This window comes from Ketobacter sp. (assembly GCF_003671495.1).
Classification (GTDB): Bacteria; Pseudomonadota; Gammaproteobacteria; order Pseudomonadales; family Ketobacteraceae; genus Ketobacter.
The window spans coordinates 39782-59536 of the sequence record NZ_RCHN01000033.1 but is presented as its reverse complement, the minus strand read 5'-3'; the positions used below and the strand labels follow the sequence as shown (position 1 = coordinate 59536).

Annotated in this window: 15 protein-coding genes; 9 read left to right on the top strand and 6 right to left on the bottom strand. The window is 57.9% G+C overall.

Features of this window, described 5'->3' with window-relative positions:
- Positions 1-47: 47 nt before the first annotated feature.
- Entirely contained in the window at positions 48-905 is an 858-nt protein-coding gene (locus D9N14_RS16000) for a mechanosensitive ion channel family protein (protein ID WP_290581536.1), read from the bottom strand.
- A gap of 3 nt (positions 906-908) precedes the next feature.
- Positions 909-3719, bottom strand: a complete 2811-nt coding sequence (locus D9N14_RS15995) for an ATP-binding protein (protein WP_290581535.1) — start codon at positions 3717-3719, stop codon at positions 909-911.
- Positions 3720-3859: 140 nt separating this feature from the next.
- On the opposite strand from D9N14_RS15995, the gene D9N14_RS15990 reads away from it, so the two are divergent.
- The 6 genes from D9N14_RS15990 to D9N14_RS15965 all read left to right on the top strand — a co-directional run bounded on the left by D9N14_RS15990 (position 3860) and on the right by D9N14_RS15965 (position 7570).
- On the top strand, positions 3860-4174 hold the full coding sequence (locus D9N14_RS15990) for a hypothetical protein (protein WP_290581534.1): 315 nt from the start codon (positions 3860-3862) through the stop codon (positions 4172-4174).
- A gap of 67 nt (positions 4175-4241) precedes the next feature.
- Positions 4242-5087, top strand: a complete 846-nt coding sequence (locus tag D9N14_RS15985; RefSeq protein WP_290581532.1) for a mechanosensitive ion channel family protein — start codon at positions 4242-4244, stop codon at positions 5085-5087.
- 48 nt (positions 5088-5135) lie between these two features.
- A complete protein-coding gene (locus D9N14_RS15980) occupies positions 5136-5711 on the top strand; it encodes a sigma-70 family RNA polymerase sigma factor (protein ID WP_290581530.1) in 576 nt (191 codons plus the stop codon).
- A gap of 118 nt (positions 5712-5829) precedes the next feature.
- On the top strand, positions 5830-6090 hold the full coding sequence (locus D9N14_RS15975; RefSeq protein ID WP_290581529.1) for a hypothetical protein: 261 nt from the start codon (positions 5830-5832) through the stop codon (positions 6088-6090).
- A gap of 64 nt (positions 6091-6154) precedes the next feature.
- Complete coding sequence (locus D9N14_RS15970) at positions 6155-7087, top strand: universal stress protein (RefSeq protein WP_290581527.1); 933 nt, start codon at positions 6155-6157, stop codon at positions 7085-7087.
- A gap of 198 nt (positions 7088-7285) precedes the next feature.
- On the top strand, positions 7286-7570 hold the full coding sequence (locus D9N14_RS15965; RefSeq protein ID WP_290581525.1) for a hypothetical protein: 285 nt from the start codon (positions 7286-7288) through the stop codon (positions 7568-7570).
- A gap of 252 nt (positions 7571-7822) precedes the next feature.
- Here the strand turns inward: D9N14_RS15965 and nirD are convergent, their stop codons facing one another.
- The 4 genes from nirD to D9N14_RS15945 all read right to left on the bottom strand — a co-directional run bounded on the left by nirD (position 7823) and on the right by D9N14_RS15945 (position 15131).
- The gene (gene nirD / locus D9N14_RS15960) at positions 7823-8173 is read right to left on the bottom strand and encodes a nitrite reductase small subunit NirD (protein ID WP_290581523.1); all 351 of its coding nucleotides are present in this window, start codon (positions 8171-8173) and stop codon (positions 7823-7825) included.
- Between the two features lie 50 nt (positions 8174-8223).
- Entirely contained in the window at positions 8224-10758 is a 2535-nt protein-coding gene (nirB, locus tag D9N14_RS15955; RefSeq protein ID WP_290581521.1) for a nitrite reductase large subunit NirB, read from the bottom strand.
- Positions 10759-11185: 427 nt separating this feature from the next.
- Positions 11186-13828 (bottom strand): nitrate reductase, encoded by a 2643-nt coding sequence (locus D9N14_RS15950; RefSeq protein ID WP_290581519.1) that lies wholly within the window; start codon positions 13826-13828, stop codon positions 11186-11188.
- Positions 13829-13850: 22 nt separating this feature from the next.
- The gene (locus D9N14_RS15945; protein ID WP_290581517.1) at positions 13851-15131 is read right to left on the bottom strand and encodes an NAD(P)/FAD-dependent oxidoreductase; all 1281 of its coding nucleotides are present in this window, start codon (positions 15129-15131) and stop codon (positions 13851-13853) included.
- 332 nt (positions 15132-15463) lie between these two features.
- Here D9N14_RS15945 and D9N14_RS15940 point away from each other — a divergent pair, with 332 nt between their 5' ends.
- The 3 genes from D9N14_RS15940 (at position 15464) to purU (ending at position 19683) form a co-directional block, all read left to right on the top strand.
- Positions 15464-16939, top strand: coding sequence for a NarK family nitrate/nitrite MFS transporter (locus D9N14_RS15940; protein WP_290581515.1), 1476 nt, complete (start codon positions 15464-15466; stop codon positions 16937-16939).
- Positions 16940-17023: 84 nt separating this feature from the next.
- Entirely contained in the window at positions 17024-18757 is a 1734-nt protein-coding gene (locus D9N14_RS15935) for a bifunctional protein-serine/threonine kinase/phosphatase (RefSeq protein ID WP_290581513.1), read from the top strand.
- A 56-nt stretch (positions 18758-18813) separates the two neighbouring features.
- Complete coding sequence (gene purU, locus D9N14_RS15930; protein WP_290581511.1) at positions 18814-19683, top strand: formyltetrahydrofolate deformylase; 870 nt, start codon at positions 18814-18816, stop codon at positions 19681-19683.
- Positions 19684-19755: the final 72 nt, after the last annotated feature.

Sequence of the window (19755 nt, the reverse complement as noted above, 5' to 3'; positions counted from 1 at the left end):
GGTGTGGTCTTGTTAAGCCTATCAGTGCGGTGCTGGCGTACCGGGGGTCAATGTGGGGTATTGTGTGTTTCGGCAATTTGCGTGGTGAGAGGGGACAAACTGTTCAGCAGGGGGCGGGCGATGCCGTGTTCCACCAGCAGTCGCGACACCCGCGTCACGATGTCCGATTGATAGGCCTTTTCATAGTGTACGTCGAGCACATAGGATTTGGCACGGATCTGAATCGCCAGGCGTTCCGCCACCACCACTTCGTTGATGGCAAAGGTCACCGGTTTTTTCAGATAGACGAAGCGGCTGGTGACGATGGCTTCATGGATCAGCTGTTGGGCCAGTTCCAGGTCGGCGTCCAGCGCCAGGTGAAAATCGCAGACCACCATCATGTCCAGGGCGCCGGCATTGCCGGAGGACACCACTTCGGTGATAAAGCGGCTGTTGGGGATGGTCACCAGGTTGTCGTCCAGGGTGCTGAGCCGCACGGAGCGCAGGCCGATGCTGACGATCTCACCATAGGTATCGCCAAAGCTGACCCGGTCCCCCACCTGAAACGGACGATCGAACAACAGGATCAATCCGGCAATGATGGAGGCGGCCACATCTTTCAGGGCAAAGCCCACCGCCACCGCGGCACTGCCACCTAACGCCAGCAGCATTTCGGTTGGCGGCTGCAGGATACCCACGATCATCCAATAGGCGCCACCGAAGTACCACAGAAACGTGATCAGAGTGGAGGTCTGCAAAATCAGAAAGCGCCGGGTGGGGATTTTTTCCATCAGTTTCTGGCTGAAGCGGCGCACCAGGCTGTTCACCATCCACAGAAAAATGGCGGCGGCCACCAGCATGAATATGCGGCTGAAATCCAGCAATTCACCGAAGGCGGCTAATTCTTCCAGGGTTGCGTTGTCCATAGATCAGATATCCCACAACAGGTTTTTACTGGCCAGGAACGCACTCAGAGTGCCCTGCCAGCTGGGTTGAATCCGGTAGCGTTTGTTGTCATCCCGCCATAACAGCCCAAGATTGAGCCCCTGCTTCAGGGCGTGGCGGACAATCGCATCCGGAAAATGGGTCACCAGGATCAGCTCCTCACTGCTGAGGGATTTGTGGATCACAATGGCGGCGAACACAAAACACAGATCGTCTTTCAGCGGCTTGAGGGCGTTGCTGTTGGGCTTGGTGGGCACGCCCAGGTCCACGACTTTATCCTTGGTGCGGGCGGCATCCAGCCACAGGTGAATGGCCACCTGGGGAATGCCGCCGCTCTGCTCCCACAGAATATTGAAGACCCGCGAATTGGCGGCCCGGACGCTGCTGGATTCGCTGCCGGCTGACGCTGAGAGCAATAACTCATCGTAGCGGATGCGACGGCGGCTGCCCTGGTGCCGGGACAGGATCAGCTTGCGGATGTCAGAAGGAGACCACTTGGGCATTTTGAACACCTGGCTGAAGCGCAGCTCCCGGTTGAAGACACAGCTCAGGTAGGTCCAGCTGGGGGCATGCATGACCACCACCCAGAAGATGTTCTGCAGGTGGGCGTTGAGACATTGATTCAGGGCCCGATAGGCGTCCAGGCAGCCCACCTCGGACAGGAACAGATTGTGGGTGTTGTCCAGCACCACAATCTGTGGCTCCAGCTCTGCATCCAGTTTTACCAGCTCAGCCACGTTGTCCAGCTCCGGAATGCACAGGTGCTGGGCAATCAGGGGCAGCACCGTATCCGGGTCCGTGGTTTTGGCGGGAATGTTCAACACACTGATGGGGGTGTCCTTCCAGGCGCTGCTCAGGCGGTTGATCAGGGCGGTTTTGCCGCTGCCCTGGTCACCTACAATCAGCAGCACGTTGTCGTCTGTTTTCTCCTTGTTCCAGTTCTGGATTGGCTGCAGGACGGTATTGATGTCATAGGCCTCTACCCAGGCTTTGTTATTGCAACGCATCCAGTCCGAATAGCTGGCATCCGGTAACGCTTCGTCTTCATCCTCCTGCTCATCCTCTTTGGCTTCGGCGGCCAGCCGGATGCGAATCATCTTCACTGACACGGAGCGGTAGGTATCAAAGATCAACAGTTTCTGGTGCAGGTGAACCACGATATCCGCGATGTGGGCGGCCACCAGCAGCAGTGGCCACGCCGGCATCATCCACCAGCGCTGGGCGGTCTTCGGGTCCAGTTTTTTGCTGGTGCCCTTGCCGGCCGCGTACAGCAAAAAGCGGGCAACCGGTTCACGGTAGCGCAACATCAGCCACAGCAGGGTGAGCCACAACAGCAGGCCGATAAGGATGATCACAAAGAACATCAGGTAACCGCCGCCGGTGCCTTTCACCAGAATCCAGGCCAGAATGCCCAGCAGTACCAGCCAGGACACCCGTTGCGCATCCTGGGTCTGTTGGCTGGCGGTATGGCTGGAAACGAATTGGCCGGAACGGGTGAAGGTGCGGGCAATCAGCCACTCCATGATCACCCGCACGGCGCGGAAAGTGGCATACAGCGTGCCGACCGGTGCCAGCCAGTTGAGAATGATCCAGTTGTCCGGCAGGAACTCCGCAATGACGTTGGCGCCCACGAACACCACAAACCAGGGCGCATTGGGTTTGATGAACCAGAGTACTGCGGCGTTGAACTGGATCAGCCCCCGGTGTTGCAGGCTGCTCAACAAGCGCTGTTGGGCCTGCGACAGCAACTGGGGGGCCATGGCAGCCAGTTTCAGCAACGCCGACATGATGGCCAGCAGCGCCAGCGCCTGCAGGAACCAGCTGGACAGGGTTTCCCCCCGCTTGTCCTGCTTCACCGCCCGCCGATAGTCGCGGATAAAGGGGCGGGTGATCGCATCCACCAGATTGGTGGGCGCGCTGTGGATTTCGGTGACCAGTTGTTGCCAGAAGCGGCCGGGGTGACTCATCTCCCTGAAAAAATTGATCCAGCCCTGGGACCAGATGTGCTGGTTGCGCCATTTGCCGGATTCCCGCACCAGCGCCCGGTGCGCCTCTTCCAGAATCTCCAGCCAGTCCAGTAGTGCTGACTGCTGGGCAGTGTCCACCGTGATGCCCCAGTCGATGCCGGACTGCGGATGAGGGACTTTCAGCGTGTTGCTCCATACTTCGTTCGAGGTCACCGCCCGCGCCTGAGTACTGACCAGCTGCGCCAGCCAGATGCGGGTGGAGCTGCGCCAGTAACTGATCCAGTCGCGAATTGCCTGGTTCAGAGTCTGGATGGCTTCATCTTGCGGCTGGGATTTGGCCCACTCCTGGACCTGGGATTCCAATTGATACAGGTTCTGCCACTGAGTGATTTCCCGCACCAGGGCCAGGCGGGAATTGCGGGGCAGTTGGTACAGGTGCAGCAGGTGCTGGTTGATGACCTGCTCGAGGCCTCGAATCTGCCTGGCCTGGCCTTCCCAGCGCTGGGCCAGCTGGGGGCAGGATTCGAAGCCCTCCGGCGCGGATTGGGTGACCTGTTGCGCTTGCCCCAGCTTCTGTCGCAGGCTGCGTTCGGCTCTCAAGACCTCGAGGGTAACGTCCAGGGACACGTCCACCACATCCGCCAGCACAAAGCTGTCCTTGATTTGCCCCTGCAGCAGCTCATCCAGGGCTTCCCGTTGCTGTTCCAGTTGGCTGAGTTGGCGCTCCTGGCGCGTCAGCTGGGGCTCAAGGGCATCGCAGTTCGCGAAGCCAAGGCTGCTGATCAGGAATAACGGCACCGCCAGCAGGGCAAGGAATCGGGCATTCATTACGTTCGTTGTGGGCCTCGGATGTGGTGGTTCTGGTGTATTTTAATTGTGACTTTATATCACGTCCCTGCGTCTAAACGCCAAGTGCTTGATACAGGTATGATAGACTCCAGGACAATGGCGGGCAGGTATAGCAGAATATGAAAGAAGAACAGCAGAATTCTCCGGACATTCAACACGATGAGGTTGAGGCCTGGTTGAAACAGGAATCAGGTGAGCCGGGCCAGGCCTTTGACCCGGACCAGTCCTTGCGCAAGGTGCTGTCCCACGCCAAGCAGCAAACCGCTACCCGGGATGTGATGACGTTCTTTATGAGCTGGTTCTGGATGTTGTTCAGCGGCTTCGGTGCGTCTCTTTACGGCGCCAGCCGTCGGCGTCAACCAACCCGTCCGGCGGCCCGCCGGCGTCCACCCGGCCGCGAGCGGCGTCCTGCGCCACCATCTGACTCTCAGTGAACGCTCCAGCAGTGAACGCTCCAGCTTTTTTTCATTAACCCAACCAACGGATCAGGGGGAATTTTCCGTGGACATCGAGCAATGGACCCAGAACATCGTTAACTCCACCGCCAGTTTCTGGAACAAAATAGCCGCTTTCCTGCCGAACCTGGCGGCCACCATCGTGATCCTGGTGGTGGGCATCTTGCTGGCCAAGTTGCTTTCGCGCTGGTCCGCCAAACTGTTGGCCAAGCTGGGGCTGGACAGCCTGTGCCAGCGCATCGGCCTGACCGAGTCCATGGCCAAAGCCGGGATGGAAAAAGCACCCAGTGAGTTGCTGGGGAAATTTATCTATTTCTTCATCCTGTTGATCGTCACCCTGACCGCGGCAGAAACCCTGGGGTTGGATCGCATCACGGTGATCCTGGATGATTTCATCCTCTACCTGCCCAAGGTATTGGGGGCCCTGTTTGTCATTCTGGTGGGGATGTTCATCGCCCATGTGGTCAAGCAGAGCATTCACACTGCGGTCAATAAGATGGGGATGGAATACGCGTCTTCCGTGGCCCGCCTGGCGCAGATCATTATTTTCGTTACCACCTTTTCCCTGGCGGTGGGGCAGCTGGAAATCGAGACCCAGATGCTCAATATCGTGTTTGCCATTCTGCTGGGCTCCCTGGGCGTGGCGGCGGCCATTTCCCTGGGCCTGGGAACCCGCAGTGTGTCCAACAACATCATTTCCGGTGTCTATGTGCGCGAGCAGTTGCAGCCGGGTGACGGGGTCACGGTGGGAGAGTTCACCGGCACTGTGGTGGTGGTGGGGACTGTCAATACCATCCTTGAAAACGAGCAGGGTGAATGCCTGTCGGTGCCGAATCATCAACTGGTCAACCGCAGCTTCAAGTTCCAGTCCTGGGCCGAAGAGGAAGACTGACACCCGGCCTCTCTTCACACACGCCTGTCCTGAGTCGTTGACCCCCGTATGAACCGCCCTGTTGCCCGGCGGCCGATCCGGGCCCAACTGGCCGAGAAAAACGATGAACAGCTGGTGGCCATTGCCCGCCGGCAGCTGCCTCATGTCACCCTGGCCTATGAGGTTCTGATGCGCCGTTATCAGGACGCCCTGATGCGTACCTGCACCCGCTATCTGGGGTCCGTGCACGACGCGGAGGAGGTGGTTCATGAGGTGATGTTGAAGGTGTTCCACGGCCTGGCCCGATTCAAGGGTGAATCCAGTTTCAAAACCTGGCTGTACCGCATTGCCCACAATGAATCCATGACCTGGCTGCGCAAGCGCAAGGATCAGCTGGACCTGGATTCCGTCAGTGAAGACGATTATCTGGCCACGGACCAGCATGGGGTGGAGCGGGATGTGATGGGGTTGCGGCTGGAGCGCTGGATCAACCGCCTGGGCCCTGAAGACAAGAGCATTGTGGTCTATCGGGGGATTGCCGAGCTGGAATTCAAGGAAATTGCCGACATCATGGATATGTCGCTCAGTGCCGTTAAAATGCGTTACCAGCGGGCCCTGGATAAACTCAAGCAACATTACGAATAAGGATTGTTTCAATAAAAATTGTGACTTTTCCTGAAGTTGCCGCGTCTAGTTAGAAAATCGAGGCATAGATGGGGATCAATGCCTTAGCCTGGAGCACCACCCGGTAGGAGAACTGACGATGCATACTGAAGCCCTTTTCACCTGTTCCATGGAGAAAACCGATGCGGTACGTGCCACCGATTGGGAGCCGTTCCGTGTGATTCGCCACTTTATCGATGGGGAAAGCGATGTGCTGTCGGAAGGCTGCTATTACGCCTGCCGCTCTTCCATCGACCGTTACTATCGATACCTCAACAATCAGGATGCACTGTATCGGGTGTACTGGATCGACGAAACCCGATTCGAGGTTCATGAAAACCGCTTTTCCAATTGCGCTTGATCAAATTATCACATAACGTTTCCGCTATTCTGATAAAAACCCGGGTATAGGGGAGACGAAACCTATGGTCACATACAATCGTATTTTGATGGCGGTTCCTCATCGCTATGCGGAGGACGCCACCATTGCCCATGCAGTGAGCGTCGCCAGACAACATAACGCCCAGCTGACCCTGTTCGGGGTGGTGGAGGAAATCGAAAAGGAATACGAGAACTGGCTGACCACCAAACTGCCGCAGGATCTGGAACAGGAAATGTATGAAACCCAGCTGGCCGCATTGCAGCAGCGGGTGGCAGACCTGAAGCCCAACTACGACCGGGTGGATTGTGCAGTGGCCAAGGGCATTCCGTTTGTGGAAATCATCAAGCAGGTGGTGCGTGGCGGTTATGATCTGCTGGTCATGGACGCCACCACCCGCCATCCGGGGCGCAAGCGCTTTATGGGCAGTACCACCAAGCATGTGCTGCGCAAGTGTCCGTGCCCGGTGCTGTGTATCCGTGAGCAGACCCGCCCCGGTAAAGTGGCTGCAGCTGTGGATGTGTTTGCCGACAAGCCGGGTGCGGCTGAGTTGAATCGAAAAGTGCTTGCCCATGCCTACGACCAGGCGCAACGGGAAGGCGCGCAGCTGCACGTGGTCTATGCCCAGCAGCCGATTGGCGAGCCCATGTTATCGGCCTGGGGCGTGGGCAGTGCGGATATGCTGGATGGAATGGAAGCGGACCTGATCGCCAGTGCCGAAACCAAATTACTGAAATTGACCGAGGACGTGTGCGGCGGCAGTGACGGTATTGTCATGCAAACGGTGCTGGGCAACCCCCGCGACGCCTTGCCGCTGTATATGCGGGATAACCGCATTGATTTGCTGACCATGGGTACCGTGTGCCGCACCGGCATCAAAGGCTTTCTGATCGGCAATACCGCCGAGTCCATCCTGAATGAGGTCACCTGTTCTGTGCTGGCCTTGAAACCGGAGGGCTTCGTCAGTCCGGTGGAATAGGTTGGATTAGCTAATGGTTTGATTATGAACGGGGTAATGGGCACTTACCCCGTTTTTTATTGGGCTTTCGTGACTATGTCCCGCCCAAAATGGGGAATAGTACCAGTTCGCAATCCCCATGTGACTTCACGCTGAGCCCCCCCGTCTACCTCTGCAGAAACACGTTTTGTTACCAAATCATCTGCTGGAGGAAATCCCATGAAAAAGGTAAGCGTCTTTAATTGTCGGATCCGTCGTAAGCGTCGCGTGGATGCCCAGGGCGAGGTATTCGAGCTGGTCCGGGAGTTTGTGGTTGGCGAGGACGATGTGCTGCTGCAGGGTACCTACCACACCTGTCGGGAAGCCCTGAATCGATACTATGAAAAGCTGATCTGTGACCCGGAACAGTATGTGGTGCAGTGGACAGACGAGTTTGGATTCATCGTGCATCAACTGGTAAAGCCTGAGGAGTTGGAGGCGCGGCGCCCGATGATGTTCGGCTAGTGAGGTTGGAGTGGTTAGGTGGCTGGCCCAGCAGCACTATGGGAACTACCTTCAAGGGTATTAAGGGGAGTTCGGTATCGCTAAATTCCCATTGCACCGTCGATACTGCTGACGGTACGCATGCTGCTGTCCAACCTTGAGCCAGTCCCCGAAGGGGCTGAGTCAAGCAACGCCTCGATTGGCAAGAGTGAGGCGTACCAGACTGAGGTAAGGCCAATCACCCCAGTCTGATTCGGTGAGTTTCCGGGCCCGTTATGAGCCCAGAAACACTTCGACTTTTCCGGCGTTTTCGCGCACTTTGTACACCGGAATTTCGATGTCATCTTCCAGACACTTGCCTGTCTCCAGGCAGAAGTGCTGTTTGTAAATCGGTGACGCCACCACGTTGTGTCCTTTCAGGTCGCCCACAATGCCGCGGGACAGCACATTGGCGTTGCTGAAAGGGTCATGGTTGTCGATGGCGTAGAGGTTGAACGAGTCACCTTCCGCCACCTTGAATATGGCCACCTGGCGGTCTGAAACCTTGGCACAGACCCCTACGTTGGTCAGTAAGTCATCCAGATCGCACACAGGCACCCAGGACAGTTCTGCTTTAGCGTTCATGCTTGAATCCTCTTGGTGTTGCTCGTTCCCACGAGACGTACGTTGGTTGATTACACGGCGACAGTGTCAATGCGTTTTTCGTCTTCACGGGCGGGGCGGATCTGGCCACGCTCTTTCACGAACACCACATTGCTGTCGGTTTCATCCGAGTTGACGAAGTGACGGAAGCGCTTCATCTTCTCTGGATCTTCAACGGTGGTTTTCCATTCACATTGATAGGTATCCACCAGGTGATTCATCTGGGCTTCCAGTTCTTCACCGATGCCCAAAGAGTCGTTAATGACCACATCGCGCAGGTAGTCCAGGCCGCCTTCCAGGTTGTCCATCCACACCGAAGTGCGCTGCAGGCGGTCGGCAGTCTTGATGTAGAACATCAGGAAGCGGTCGATGTACTTGATCAGGGTGGTGTCGTCCAGGTCGGAGGCGAACAGGTCCGCGTGGCGGGGCTTCATGCCACCATTGCCGCACAGGTACAGGTTCCAGCCTTTTTCCGTGGCGATGACGCCCACGTCCTTGCTTTGTGCTTCGGCGCACTCACGGGTACAGCCGGACACCGCCAGTTTCAGTTTGTGGGGTGAGCGGATGCCGCGGTAGCGTTTTTCCACCAGGATCGCCATGCCCACACTGTCCTGCACGCCATAGCGGCACCAGGTGGAGCCGACACAGCTTTTCACGGTCCGCATGGATTTGCCGTAGGCGTGTCCGCTTTCGAATCCGGCATCGATCAACTCTTTCCAGATCAGCGGTAACTCGTGCACCTTGGCGCCGAACAGGTCAATGCGCTGGCCGCCGGTGATCTTGGTGTAGAGGTCGTACTTCTTGCCGATCTGGCCAATGGCGATCAAACCGTCCGGGGTGATTTCACCGCCGGGTACGCGGGGCACGACAGAGTAGGTGCCGTCTTTCTGCATGTTCGCCATGAAGTAATCGTTGGTGTCCTGCAAGCCGGCCAGGGCCGGCTCGATGATGTGTTCATTCCAGCAGGAAGCCAGGATGGAGGCAGTGGTGGGTTTGCAGATATCGCAACCCTTGCCCTTGCCGTGTTTGGCGATCAGTTCCTCGAAGCTGCGAATGCCTTCCACCCGTACCAGGTGATACAACTCCTGGCGGGAATAGGGGAAGTGTTCGCACAGATCTTTTTTCACTTCGATGCCGAGCTTTTCCAACTCCGCATTCAGCACCTGGCCCACCAGCGCGGTACAGCCACCACAGGAGGTGGCCGCCTTGGTGGCGGATTTCAGATCCCCCAGTTCGGTGATGCCGCCCTGGATGGCGCAACACAGGTCGCCTTTGGAAACGTTGTTACAGGAGCAGATCTGCGCGGTGTCGGGCAGCTTGTCCACACCCATGGCCGGTGCCGCAGAGCCGCCGCGCTGGGGCAGGATCAGGGCGTCCGGGAATTCCGGCAGCTCGATGTTGTTCAACATCATCTGCAGCAGGGTGCCGTATTCTTCCGCTTCACCCACCAGTACGGCGCCCAACAGGTATTTGCCGTCTTCGCTCACCACGATCTTCTTGTAGACCTGGTTGTGCTCGTCGGTGTAGATGTAGCTTTGGGCGCCTTTGGTCATGCCGTGGGCGTCGCCGATACTGGCCACGTCCACACCCATGAGTTTCAGCTTGGTGCTCATGTCCGCGCCTTTGAACTCGGAGCTGAACTCACCGCTGATGGCATCGGCTGCCACTTGCGACATTTGATAACCGGGGGCCACCAAACCGAAAATCCGGTTGTTCCAGAGTGCGCATTCCCCCACCGCAAAAATGTCTTCGTCGGAAGTCTGGCAGTAATTGTTGATGACAATGCCGCCCCGTTCGCCCATGGCCAGTTCCGCCTGGCGGGCCAGCTCGTCCTGGGGGCGGATGCCGGCCGAGAACAGGATCAGGTCAGTATCGAGATGACTGCCGTCGGCGAAGTTCATGCGCAGGGTGCATTCATCCCCGTCGACGATCTCCTGGGTGTTTTTGCCGGTGTGCACCTGCACGCCCAGTTCTTCAATTTTGGTGCGCAGCATCTTGCCGCCACCTTCGTCAATCTGCACCGCCATCAGGCGCGGGGCAAATTCCACCACATGGGTTTCCAATCCGAGGTCTTTCAGCGCCTTGGCTGCTTCCAGACCGAGCAGACCGCCCCCGACAACCACGCCAACGCGACTTTTGGTTGCGGTGGCTTTGATGGCTTCCAGGTCTTCAATGGTTCGATAAACCAAACATTCGGGGCGATCTTTGCCTGGAATAGGAGGTACAAACGGATAGGATCCCGTGGCGAGCACGAGCTTGTCATAGGAAATGATGTCGCCTTTGGCGGACTTCACTTCCTTGTTTTTGCGATCAATGGCTACGGCTTTGTCACCCAGACGGATGTCGATGCTGGTGGACTCGAAGAAGCCTTCCGGTACCAGGGACAGGTCTTCGGCCGTTTTGCCGGTAAAGTATTCGGACAGGTGCACGCGGTCATAGGCGGCCCGTGGCTCTTCACAGAACGTAGTAATTTGGAAACTGGCGGCTTGCTCTTTGCCGGCAAACTGCTCCAGGAATTTTTGGCCTACCATGCCGTTTCCGATAACGACTAACTTTTGCTTGCTCACGATGGACTCCGCTCTATCTAACTGCTGAAAACCGGGGCGATACTCCCGGGATGGCCTGATAGTGATTTCTCTCGGTCTCTTCAAAGCACCTAGCGTGCCAAAACTGGCGTGGGGTCAAAACGAGGCAAAAAAAGTGAAGAAAATGGCTGAAACCGAACCAAAAAAGCCAAAATGCATTATTGTGGGTCGGTGTGCACCGCTAAGCGCACCAATAAGGATCTTGCGTGGCGTGGCCGCTCTTCAAAAAATGCACCTATATAACCCTGCACGCGAGCAAAAGTGTTTTCTAATGGTGCAAAAATCTATGGCTTGTGAGCGGCAAAATGGCCTGGAAATGGCCCTGGATGTGGTTAAGAAAGCGGCTGTACTAATTGGGGCGGCTGCCCAATTTGGGTGCCCTGTGTAGTGCGTTCCACAGGGCATGCGCTCAGTTGGCGGCCAGCAGGCCTTTGATTTCGGATACGCAGGAGCCGCAGTTGGTGCCGGCTTTCAGAAGTTTGCCCACCGCGGCGGCGTCTGTGAGCCGGTGTTCGCGGATGGCCTTGAGAATGGTTTTTTCGCCCACACCAAAGCAGGCGCAGATGGTCCGACCGCAGTCTTCGACACCGGCCGGGCTCTTGCCGGAGAGCAGGGCTTTGCGCTCAATGGCGTCCAGCTCCGGTTTGCCGAACAGGCCGGAGAGCCAGTTGCGGTCAGCGTTGGCGATGATGCCGGAATTGCCGGGGCCTATATAGATGCAGGTGCGCAGCCCCCCAGCGTCCAGCCAGGCACTGCGCATGGCCGGTTGTCGTGGGTCCTGATACAGCACAGAGGGCTCCGCGTCCGTGTCGGCAAACTGTTGCGCTTGCGCCGTTAAATCGGTTGCGGTGGCATCGCCCGCCAGCTCATATCGGTAGAAGTGCTTGCCCCGAATTTTTGCGGCATAGTCGCAATCGGGAATCGGCAGGTTGTCCCGCGACAGCATTACGGCGCTCCACTGGGGGTGCCAGGGCTCGATGCGGCAGGGAGTGTGCTTGGATTCCGGTTGTCCGGAGATGGGGTCCACCGCCGGGTTTACCAGTTCGCCGATGCGGGCGCCGCGGGCCCATTGATCGTTCCAGTGCATGGGGACAAACAGTTCCCCCCGGCGCAGGCTGTCGGTGACGTTGACCCGCAGGATGGCGCTGCCCCAGGGGGACTGGATGCGGGCCAGCTTTTGGTCCTCCAGGCCCATGTCGGCGGCGGTGTCCGGATGGATCTCCACAAAAGGCTCGGGCTTGTGGGCATTGAGTGGGGGCGCAAGGGCGGTCCGGGTCATGGTATGCCATTGATCCCGTATGCGTCCGGTGTTCAGGGCCAGGGGCCAATCCGGGCTGACCGGGTGGCTGACCCCGCTGTATGCAACCGCGACAAAGCGGGCTTTGCCCGAGTCGGTGCTGAAGTGACCGTCCCCGTAGAGCCGTTGGCTGTCCATGTTGTCCAGCACGGGCCATTGTACGGGTGCCAGCTCGTCATATTGTTGCTCGGAGAGCTCCGCCAGATTGCCCAGATCCAGTTTGCGGGGGCTGTGGCGGTTCAGCCGGGTGAGGCGGGCGTGTTCGCGGAACACGTCGGCGGCGGTGGTGTAGGGGAAGTGCTCAGCGAAGCCCATGGCCGCTGCCACGTCGGTGAGGATGCGCCAGTCCTGGCGGGCTTCCCCGAGGGGCTCCAGGGCGCCTTTCTGGCGCGATATACGCCGTTCTGAATTGGTTACGGTGCCGTCTTTCTCGCCCCAGCCTGCCGCTGGTAACAAAACCTGGGCGTAGGTGCTGGTGTCGGTGGTCTCGATGCAGTCCGACACCACCAGCAGTTCCGCCTGTTGCAGGGCCTGCACCACCTTGCCGGCGTTGGGCAGGCTGACCGCGGGATTGGTGCCCATCACCCACACCGCCTTGACGGTGCCGGCGGCCACCGCATCGAACAGATCCACTGCTTTTAGCCCGGGTGTGCGTGCGATGTTTGGCGCTTGCCAAAACTCGCTCACCTGTTTCAGGTCCTGCGGGTTAAATTCCATGTGCGCCGCCAGTTGGTTGGCCAGGCCGCCTACCTCTCTGCCGCCCATGGCGTTGGGTTGGCCGGTGAGTGAAAACGGCGAGGCACCGGGCTTGCCCACCCGGCCGGTGGCCAGGTGGCAGTTGATAATGGCGTTGCCCTTGTCAGTGCCCTGGGAAGATTGGTTGATGCCCTGGGAGAAACAGGTCAGGGTGCGCTCCGTATCGGCGAACCATTGATAAAACTCGGCGACGTCGCTGGCGGGCAGATCGCAGAGGGTCGCCACCTGCTGGATGTCACCGGCCTGGCGGGCGCTGGCCATGGCGGCTTCGAAGCCTTCGCAGTGTTGCTGGATGTACTGGGCATCGGTTTTGCCGGAGGCCTGCAGATGATTCAGCAGGCCGTTGAACAGGGCCACGTCGGTACCTGGTTTGATGGCCAGGTGCAGGTCGGCGATCTCGCAGGTGGCGGTGCGGCGCGGATCGATCACCACCACCTTCATCTGCGGGCGCGCGGCTTTGGCGGATTTGATGCGCTGGAACAGTATGGGGTGGCACCAGGCGGTGTTGGAGCCGGTGAGCACGATCAGGTCGGCGATTTCCAGGTCTTCGTAGCTGGCGGGCACCGAATCCTCGCCAAAGGCGCGCTTGTAGGCCGCCACTGCAGATGACATGCACAGGCGCGAGTTGGTGTCGATATTGGCGCTGCCAATGAAACCCTTCATCAGCTTGTTGGCAACGTAATAGTCTTCTGTCAGCAGTTGGCCAGACACATAGAACGCCACTGCCTGCGGTCCATGCTCGTCAATAATGCGCGTGAATTCGCTGGCCACGTAGTGGGTGGCCTGTTCCCAGCTGGCCCGCAGGCCATGGATTTTGGGGTGCAGCAGGCGACCTTCCCCGGTCAGGGTGTGAGCCAGACTGGAGCCTTTCGAGCACAGCTTGCCGAAGTTGGCCGGGTGCTCAAAATCGCCTTTAACGCTGGTGCTGCCATCGCTGTTGGTATGGATTTCTATGCCACAACCAACGCCGCAATAGGCGCAGGTACTTCTATTAACCATGTTCTTACGCCCTGTGATTCTGTCAGGCTGCAGCAGGCAGGGGGGCGGTCGCCTGTTCCGGCCACTGACAGAAGTCCTTGCCGAAAATGAGTTGGTCACGGATCGGTGAGATATCCGTTTGTTGCTGGATCAGCTCGAAGAACCAGCCGCCGTCCTGGGTGTCGCCATACAATACCGCGCCCACCAGCTGGTTGTCCTTGATAACCAGCTTCTTGTAATGACCCAGTTGCCCATCAAAAAACGTGATTTCTTCGCTGTCGGGCACATGATCAAACTGGCCCGCCGAAAACGCCTGTATGCCGGTGATCTTGAGCTGGGTGGCCAGCGCTTTCTGGGTGTAGCGGGCAATACCCAGTTCCGCCAGGTGGTTGGCACATACCCGTGCCTGGTCGTAGCCCGGGGCCACCAGGCCAAACAGTTGCCCTCGATGTTGAACGCATTCACCCACGGCGTAAATTGCCGGGTCGAAGCTCTGCATGACATCGTTCACCAGAATGCCGCGATCACATTGCAGGCCGCAGGATTTGGCCAGCGAGATATTGGGCTGGACGCCGGTGGCCATCACCACCATGTCCACCGCCAGCTGTCTGCCGTCCTTGAAGTTCAGTCCACAGACCTCGTTGTCGGCGTTGCCCTGGATCGAATCCGTGGCGGCGTTCATCAGAAACCGGATGCCTTTCTGCTCCAGGGTGTCCTGCAGCAGCCGGGACGCGGTTTTGTCCAGCTGGCGGTTGAGGATGGCATCATAGGCGTGAACCACAGTGACGTCCATGCCCTGCTTGCGTAACCCGTTGGCCGCTTCCAGTCCCAGCAGGCCGCCACCGATGACGGCAGCATGTTGTTTATGGCGACTCAGCTGCAGCATGTTGTTGACGTCGTCGATGTCGCGAAAGGTGAGCACGTTGGTCAGATCATTGCCGGGCACGGGGATGCGGAAAGGGGTCGACCCGGTGGCCAGCACCAGTCGATCGTAGGGGATGCACTTGCCGTTCCTGGTGGTGACCTGGCGTTTCACCCGGTCGATGGCCACCGCCTGCTCGCCCTTATAAAAGACGACGTTATTGCGGCGATACCATTCGTCATCGTTGAGCATGATGTTCTCAATGGTTTTTTCGCCGGCCAGCACCGGTGAGAGCATGATCCGGTTGTAATTGCCGAAATGCTCTTCGCCGATCACGCTGATGTCGTACTTGTCCGGCGTCAGAGTCAGGAGCTCTTCCAGGGTGCGTGTGCCGGCCATGCCGTTGCCCACAAATACCAGCTTCGGTTTACTGCTTTCCGTTTTCACCGCGTGGTGCCTCATGAAAATCTGCTTGTATATCAGGGAATTTAGCAAGGCTTATGCCAGGGGTGGTGGTTAACGGAGCTGGTGCAGGGCAAACCGCAAAATGCACCCTAATGGTCTGGGTTGGATTGGTTTGTGTGCATCAAAGGTGCAAAACATGGATTCGATCATTCGCTTGTGTGATCAATAAAGACGCCGCTTTGGTCTCTAATGGCACCATAAAGGTGCTTTTTGCCGTGTTTGTGATCAACTGAGATCCAAAATAGAAGCCATTTCGCTTTTTTGTGCACTTTTCTGGTGATGGCATACCGGTTGCTATGTTGAGCAGGTCATTTTTTCTGGAGAGTCCGATGAATAGCGGTAAATTGAATCTGCTGGATTTCAGTAATCCCAGTATTCGCACATTGCACCTGACCTGGGTCGCCTTCTTTATTACCTTCGTAGTGTGGTTCAGCCATGCGCCTCTGCTGGCGGCCATTAAGGAAACCTTCGACCTGAGCCAGCAGCAGGTCAAAGCCCTGATGATTCTGAACGTGGCGTTGACCATCCCCGCCCGCATCATCATCGGTATTCTGGTGGACAAGTTCGGTCCGCGCCATGTGTACAGCGGTTTGCTCGTGCTCTCCTCATTTGTGTGCTTCCTGTTTGCGTCCTCCACCAGCTACGAAATGCTGGCCCTGAGCCGCTTCCTGCTGGGCTTTGTCGGGGCCGGTTTTGTGATTGGTATCCGCCTGGTGGGTGAGTGGTTCCCCGCCAAGCAGGTTGGTCTGGCGGAAGGGGTCTACGGTGGCTGGGGTAACTTTGGTTCCGCCGCCGCGGCCATGACCCTGCCTACGGTCGCCCTGTTATACGGTGGGCCGGAAGGCTGGCGCTATGCGATTGCATCCACTGGCGTGATTGCGTTGCTGTACGGTATTTTCTTTTATTTCAAGGCACGCAATACGCCCAAGGGTTCCACCTACTTCAAGCCCAAAAAGTCCGGCGGCCTGGAAGTGAGTTCCAAAAAGGATTTCTATTTTTACCTGGTCATGAACGTTCCCATGTACATTGCGCTGGCGGTGCTGACCTGGAAGCTGGGCCCGGATAACCTGAAGCTGTTGACCGCCGGTGCCGCCACCGCATTGTGGATCGGTCTGGCAGTACTGTTTGTGTTCCAGGTGACGCAGATCTACAAAGTGAACAGCCACCTGTTCACCGATCCGCAGCCGGAATCCCCGCAACAGGGATACAAATTCAAGCAGGTTGCGGTGTTGGACTGGGCCTACTTCGTGACCTTCGGTTCTGAGCTGGCGGTGGTCTCCATGCTGCCCCTGTTCTTCATGGACACCTTTGGCCTGGATGCGGTGAAAGCGGGCCTTTTGGCCTCCGGCTTTGCCTTCATGAACCTGGCGGCGCGACCTGGTGGTGGTTGGATCAGTGACAAGTTCGGCCGCAAGAAAACCATGAGCATCCTGATTGCCGGCCTGGCGGTGGGCTACCTGGTGCTGAGCCAGATCGACGCCGGCTGGTGGATCTGGGTGGCGGTGGTGGCCACCATGTGTTGTTCTTTCTTCGTGCAGGCCGGTGAAGGTGCCGTGTTTGCCATGGTGCCCCTGGTGCAGCGCCGCATGACCGGCCAGATTGCCGGCATGGCCGGTGCCTACGGGAACGTGGGCGCGGTGACGTTCCTCACCGTGTTGTCCTTTGTGGATGCGTCCACCTTCTTTATGGTGATCGCGGCCTGTGCCGGCGCTGTGTTTGTGCTGGTGCAGTTCCTGGAGGAGCCTGAGGGCCACATGACGGAAGTGTTGCCCGATGGCACGGTACAGCTGATTGAAGTAAGCTGAGCCAACAGCACAGAGGCCACCATCCGGTGGCCTCTGCTGTATCAGCGTCGGACCTAATCAACTCTGCATTGTGAACGATCGCCAATGGCCATAGAAAACACCAAGCAGCAGCTACGGGTCAGTGCGGCCCAGTTCAGCAGTGCCGGGGTCAAACCCCAGAATGAAGACAGCATGGCCATCAAGATTCCCGATGGCAGTCTGTTGAACCGCAAGGGCATTGTGGTGGCCATCGCTGATGGCGTGAGCGCGGCGGAAGCCGGCCGCGAGGCATCTGAAATCGCCATCACCGGTTTTGTGAATGACTATTACTCCACACCGGATTCCTGGAGTGTCAAACAGTCTGCCCACAAAGTCCTGACGGCGTTGAACCGTTGGCTGTTCGGCCAGGGGCAACGTTACCTGGAGGCGGAAAAAGGCTACGTCACCACCTTCAGCTGCGTCATCCTCAAATCCCGCTCCGCCTATATTTTTCATGTGGGGGATTCCCGGGTCTGGCGCCTGCGTGAGGGCGCATTGGAGCAGATGACGCGAGACCATACGGCCCGCATCTCGGCCTCGCAAAGTTACCTGTCGCGGGCATTGGGCATTGATCTCAACCTGGATGTGGACCTGAAAGTGGTGGACATCGAGCCCGGGGACCGCTTTCTGTTGACCACCGACGGGGTGCACGAATTTCTTAGCCCGCGGGATCTGCTGCAGACTCTGCAGACGCAGGGGGATAACCTGCAGGCCGCGGTGGAATCCCTGGTGCAACAGGCCCTGGATAACCAGAGCACCGACAACCTGACCTGCCAACTGGTGCAGGTGGAGCAATTGGGCCAGGAAACCAACGAAGACGTATTGCAGACCCTGCGCCAATTGCCGTTCCCCCCGGAGTTGGAAGTGGGCTTCAAGCTGGATGGCTGGTGTGTGCTGGAACAGATTCACGCCAGCCAGCGCAGTCAGTTGTACCGGGTTCGCCATGAGGTCAGCGGGCAGGTGGCGGTGATGAAAACCCCATCGGTGAACTACGTGGATAACGTGGCCTACATTGAGCGCTTCATCATGGAGGAGTGGGTGGGTCGCCGCATCGATTCCCCCTATGTGGTGAAGGTGGTGGATGCCGGACCGTCCCGGCGCTTTTTATACTATCTCACAGAAGACCTGCCAGGGCCGACCCTGGCCAAGTTGCTGCAACAGCAGCACACCCTGGACGTGCCCGCGGTGGTGGGGTTGGCAGAGAAACTGGTGCAGGGGCTGCGGGCCTTTCATCGCCGTGAGACCCTGCATCAGGACATCAAGCCCGACAATATCGTTATGAAAGGGGGCGATCCGGTGATCATCGACTTCGGCTCGGTGTATGTGGCCGGGGTGGATGAGATCGCCACCAGTTTTGAACGGGAGCACGCGTTGGGCACCCTGGATTATTCGGCGCCGGAATATCGCTTGCAACGGCCACGCTCGGAACGCAGTGATCAGTTCTCCCTGGCGGTGGTGCTGTATGAGTTGCTCACCGGCAAGCACCCGTTCGGTGAAGCGTTCCAAAAGGCCGGTACCGCCGCCGAATTCCTCGACCTGAAATACACGCCCGCATACCGGCGCAACCCCATGGTGCCGCTGTGGCTGGATGGTGCCCTGCGCAAAGCCCTGCAAACCAATGCGGAGCTGCGCTATGACTCCCTGTCGGAGTGGGTGCACGATCTGAAACATCCGAACCCGGCGTTTCTGAAAGTGGAGCAGCGGCCGTTACTGGAGCGGGACCCGGCCCGGTTCTGGCGTTGGGCGGCGCTGACATTACTGGTAACCAATCTTCTGACCCTGGGTTTGTGGCTGAAATGAGAATCCGTTTATACTGGCGCGCCTAGAGCCACCAGCCTGTAAACATCGGTATCGTCATGCAACAAACCTATCGTCTCGTCATTCGTTGCCCGGATCGGGTGGGCATCGTTGCCAAAGTGAGTGAATTCGTCAGTGAGCACCAGGGCTGGCTGACAGAAGCCAGCTATCATTCCGAAGCCAGCGCATCGGCGGACGACCCGGGCTGGTTCTTTATGCGCAATGAAATCCGCGCCGACTCCCTCAGCGTCAGCATCGGGGAATTCAAACAGCGGTTTGCCGCCCTGGCGGACGAATTCAAAATGAGCTGGTTTATCAACGATTCCAGTGAACGCAAGAAAGTCGTCATCCTGGCCAGCCACGCCTCCCACTGCCTGGCGGATATCCTGTATCGCTGGCACAGTGGTGAGCTTTATTGCGATATCAGCGCCGTGATCGCCAACCACGATAACCTGCGCGGTATGGTGGAATGGCATGGCATACCGTTCCACCACGTTCCGGTGGACAAAGCCGACAAGACACCACATTTCACCCAGGTGGACGCCTTGTTACAACAGTATGACGCCGACACCATTGTGCTGGCCCGTTACATGCAAATCCTGCCTGCCGCCGTGTGTGAGCGTTACAGCGGACGAGTCATCAACATTCATCACAGTTTTCTACCATCGTTCATTGGCGCCAACCCGTACTACCAGGCCTACGACCGGGGCGTGAAACTGATCGGTGCCACTTGTCACTATGTGACCCAGGACCTGGATCAGGGCCCCATCATCGAGCAGGATGTGGAGCGGATCAGCCACCGTCATAACAAAGACGATTTGGTCAGGTTGGGCAAAGATGTTGAAAAAATCGTCCTGGCTCGCGGTTTGCGTTACCATCTGGAGGACCGGGTGGTGATTCACGGGAATAAAACCGTGATTTTTGACTAATCTGTATGAAAAGGGGAGAGGGTCAGGGACCACCGCGCATATAACCACAATAACCAGCGACAGTTAACAGGA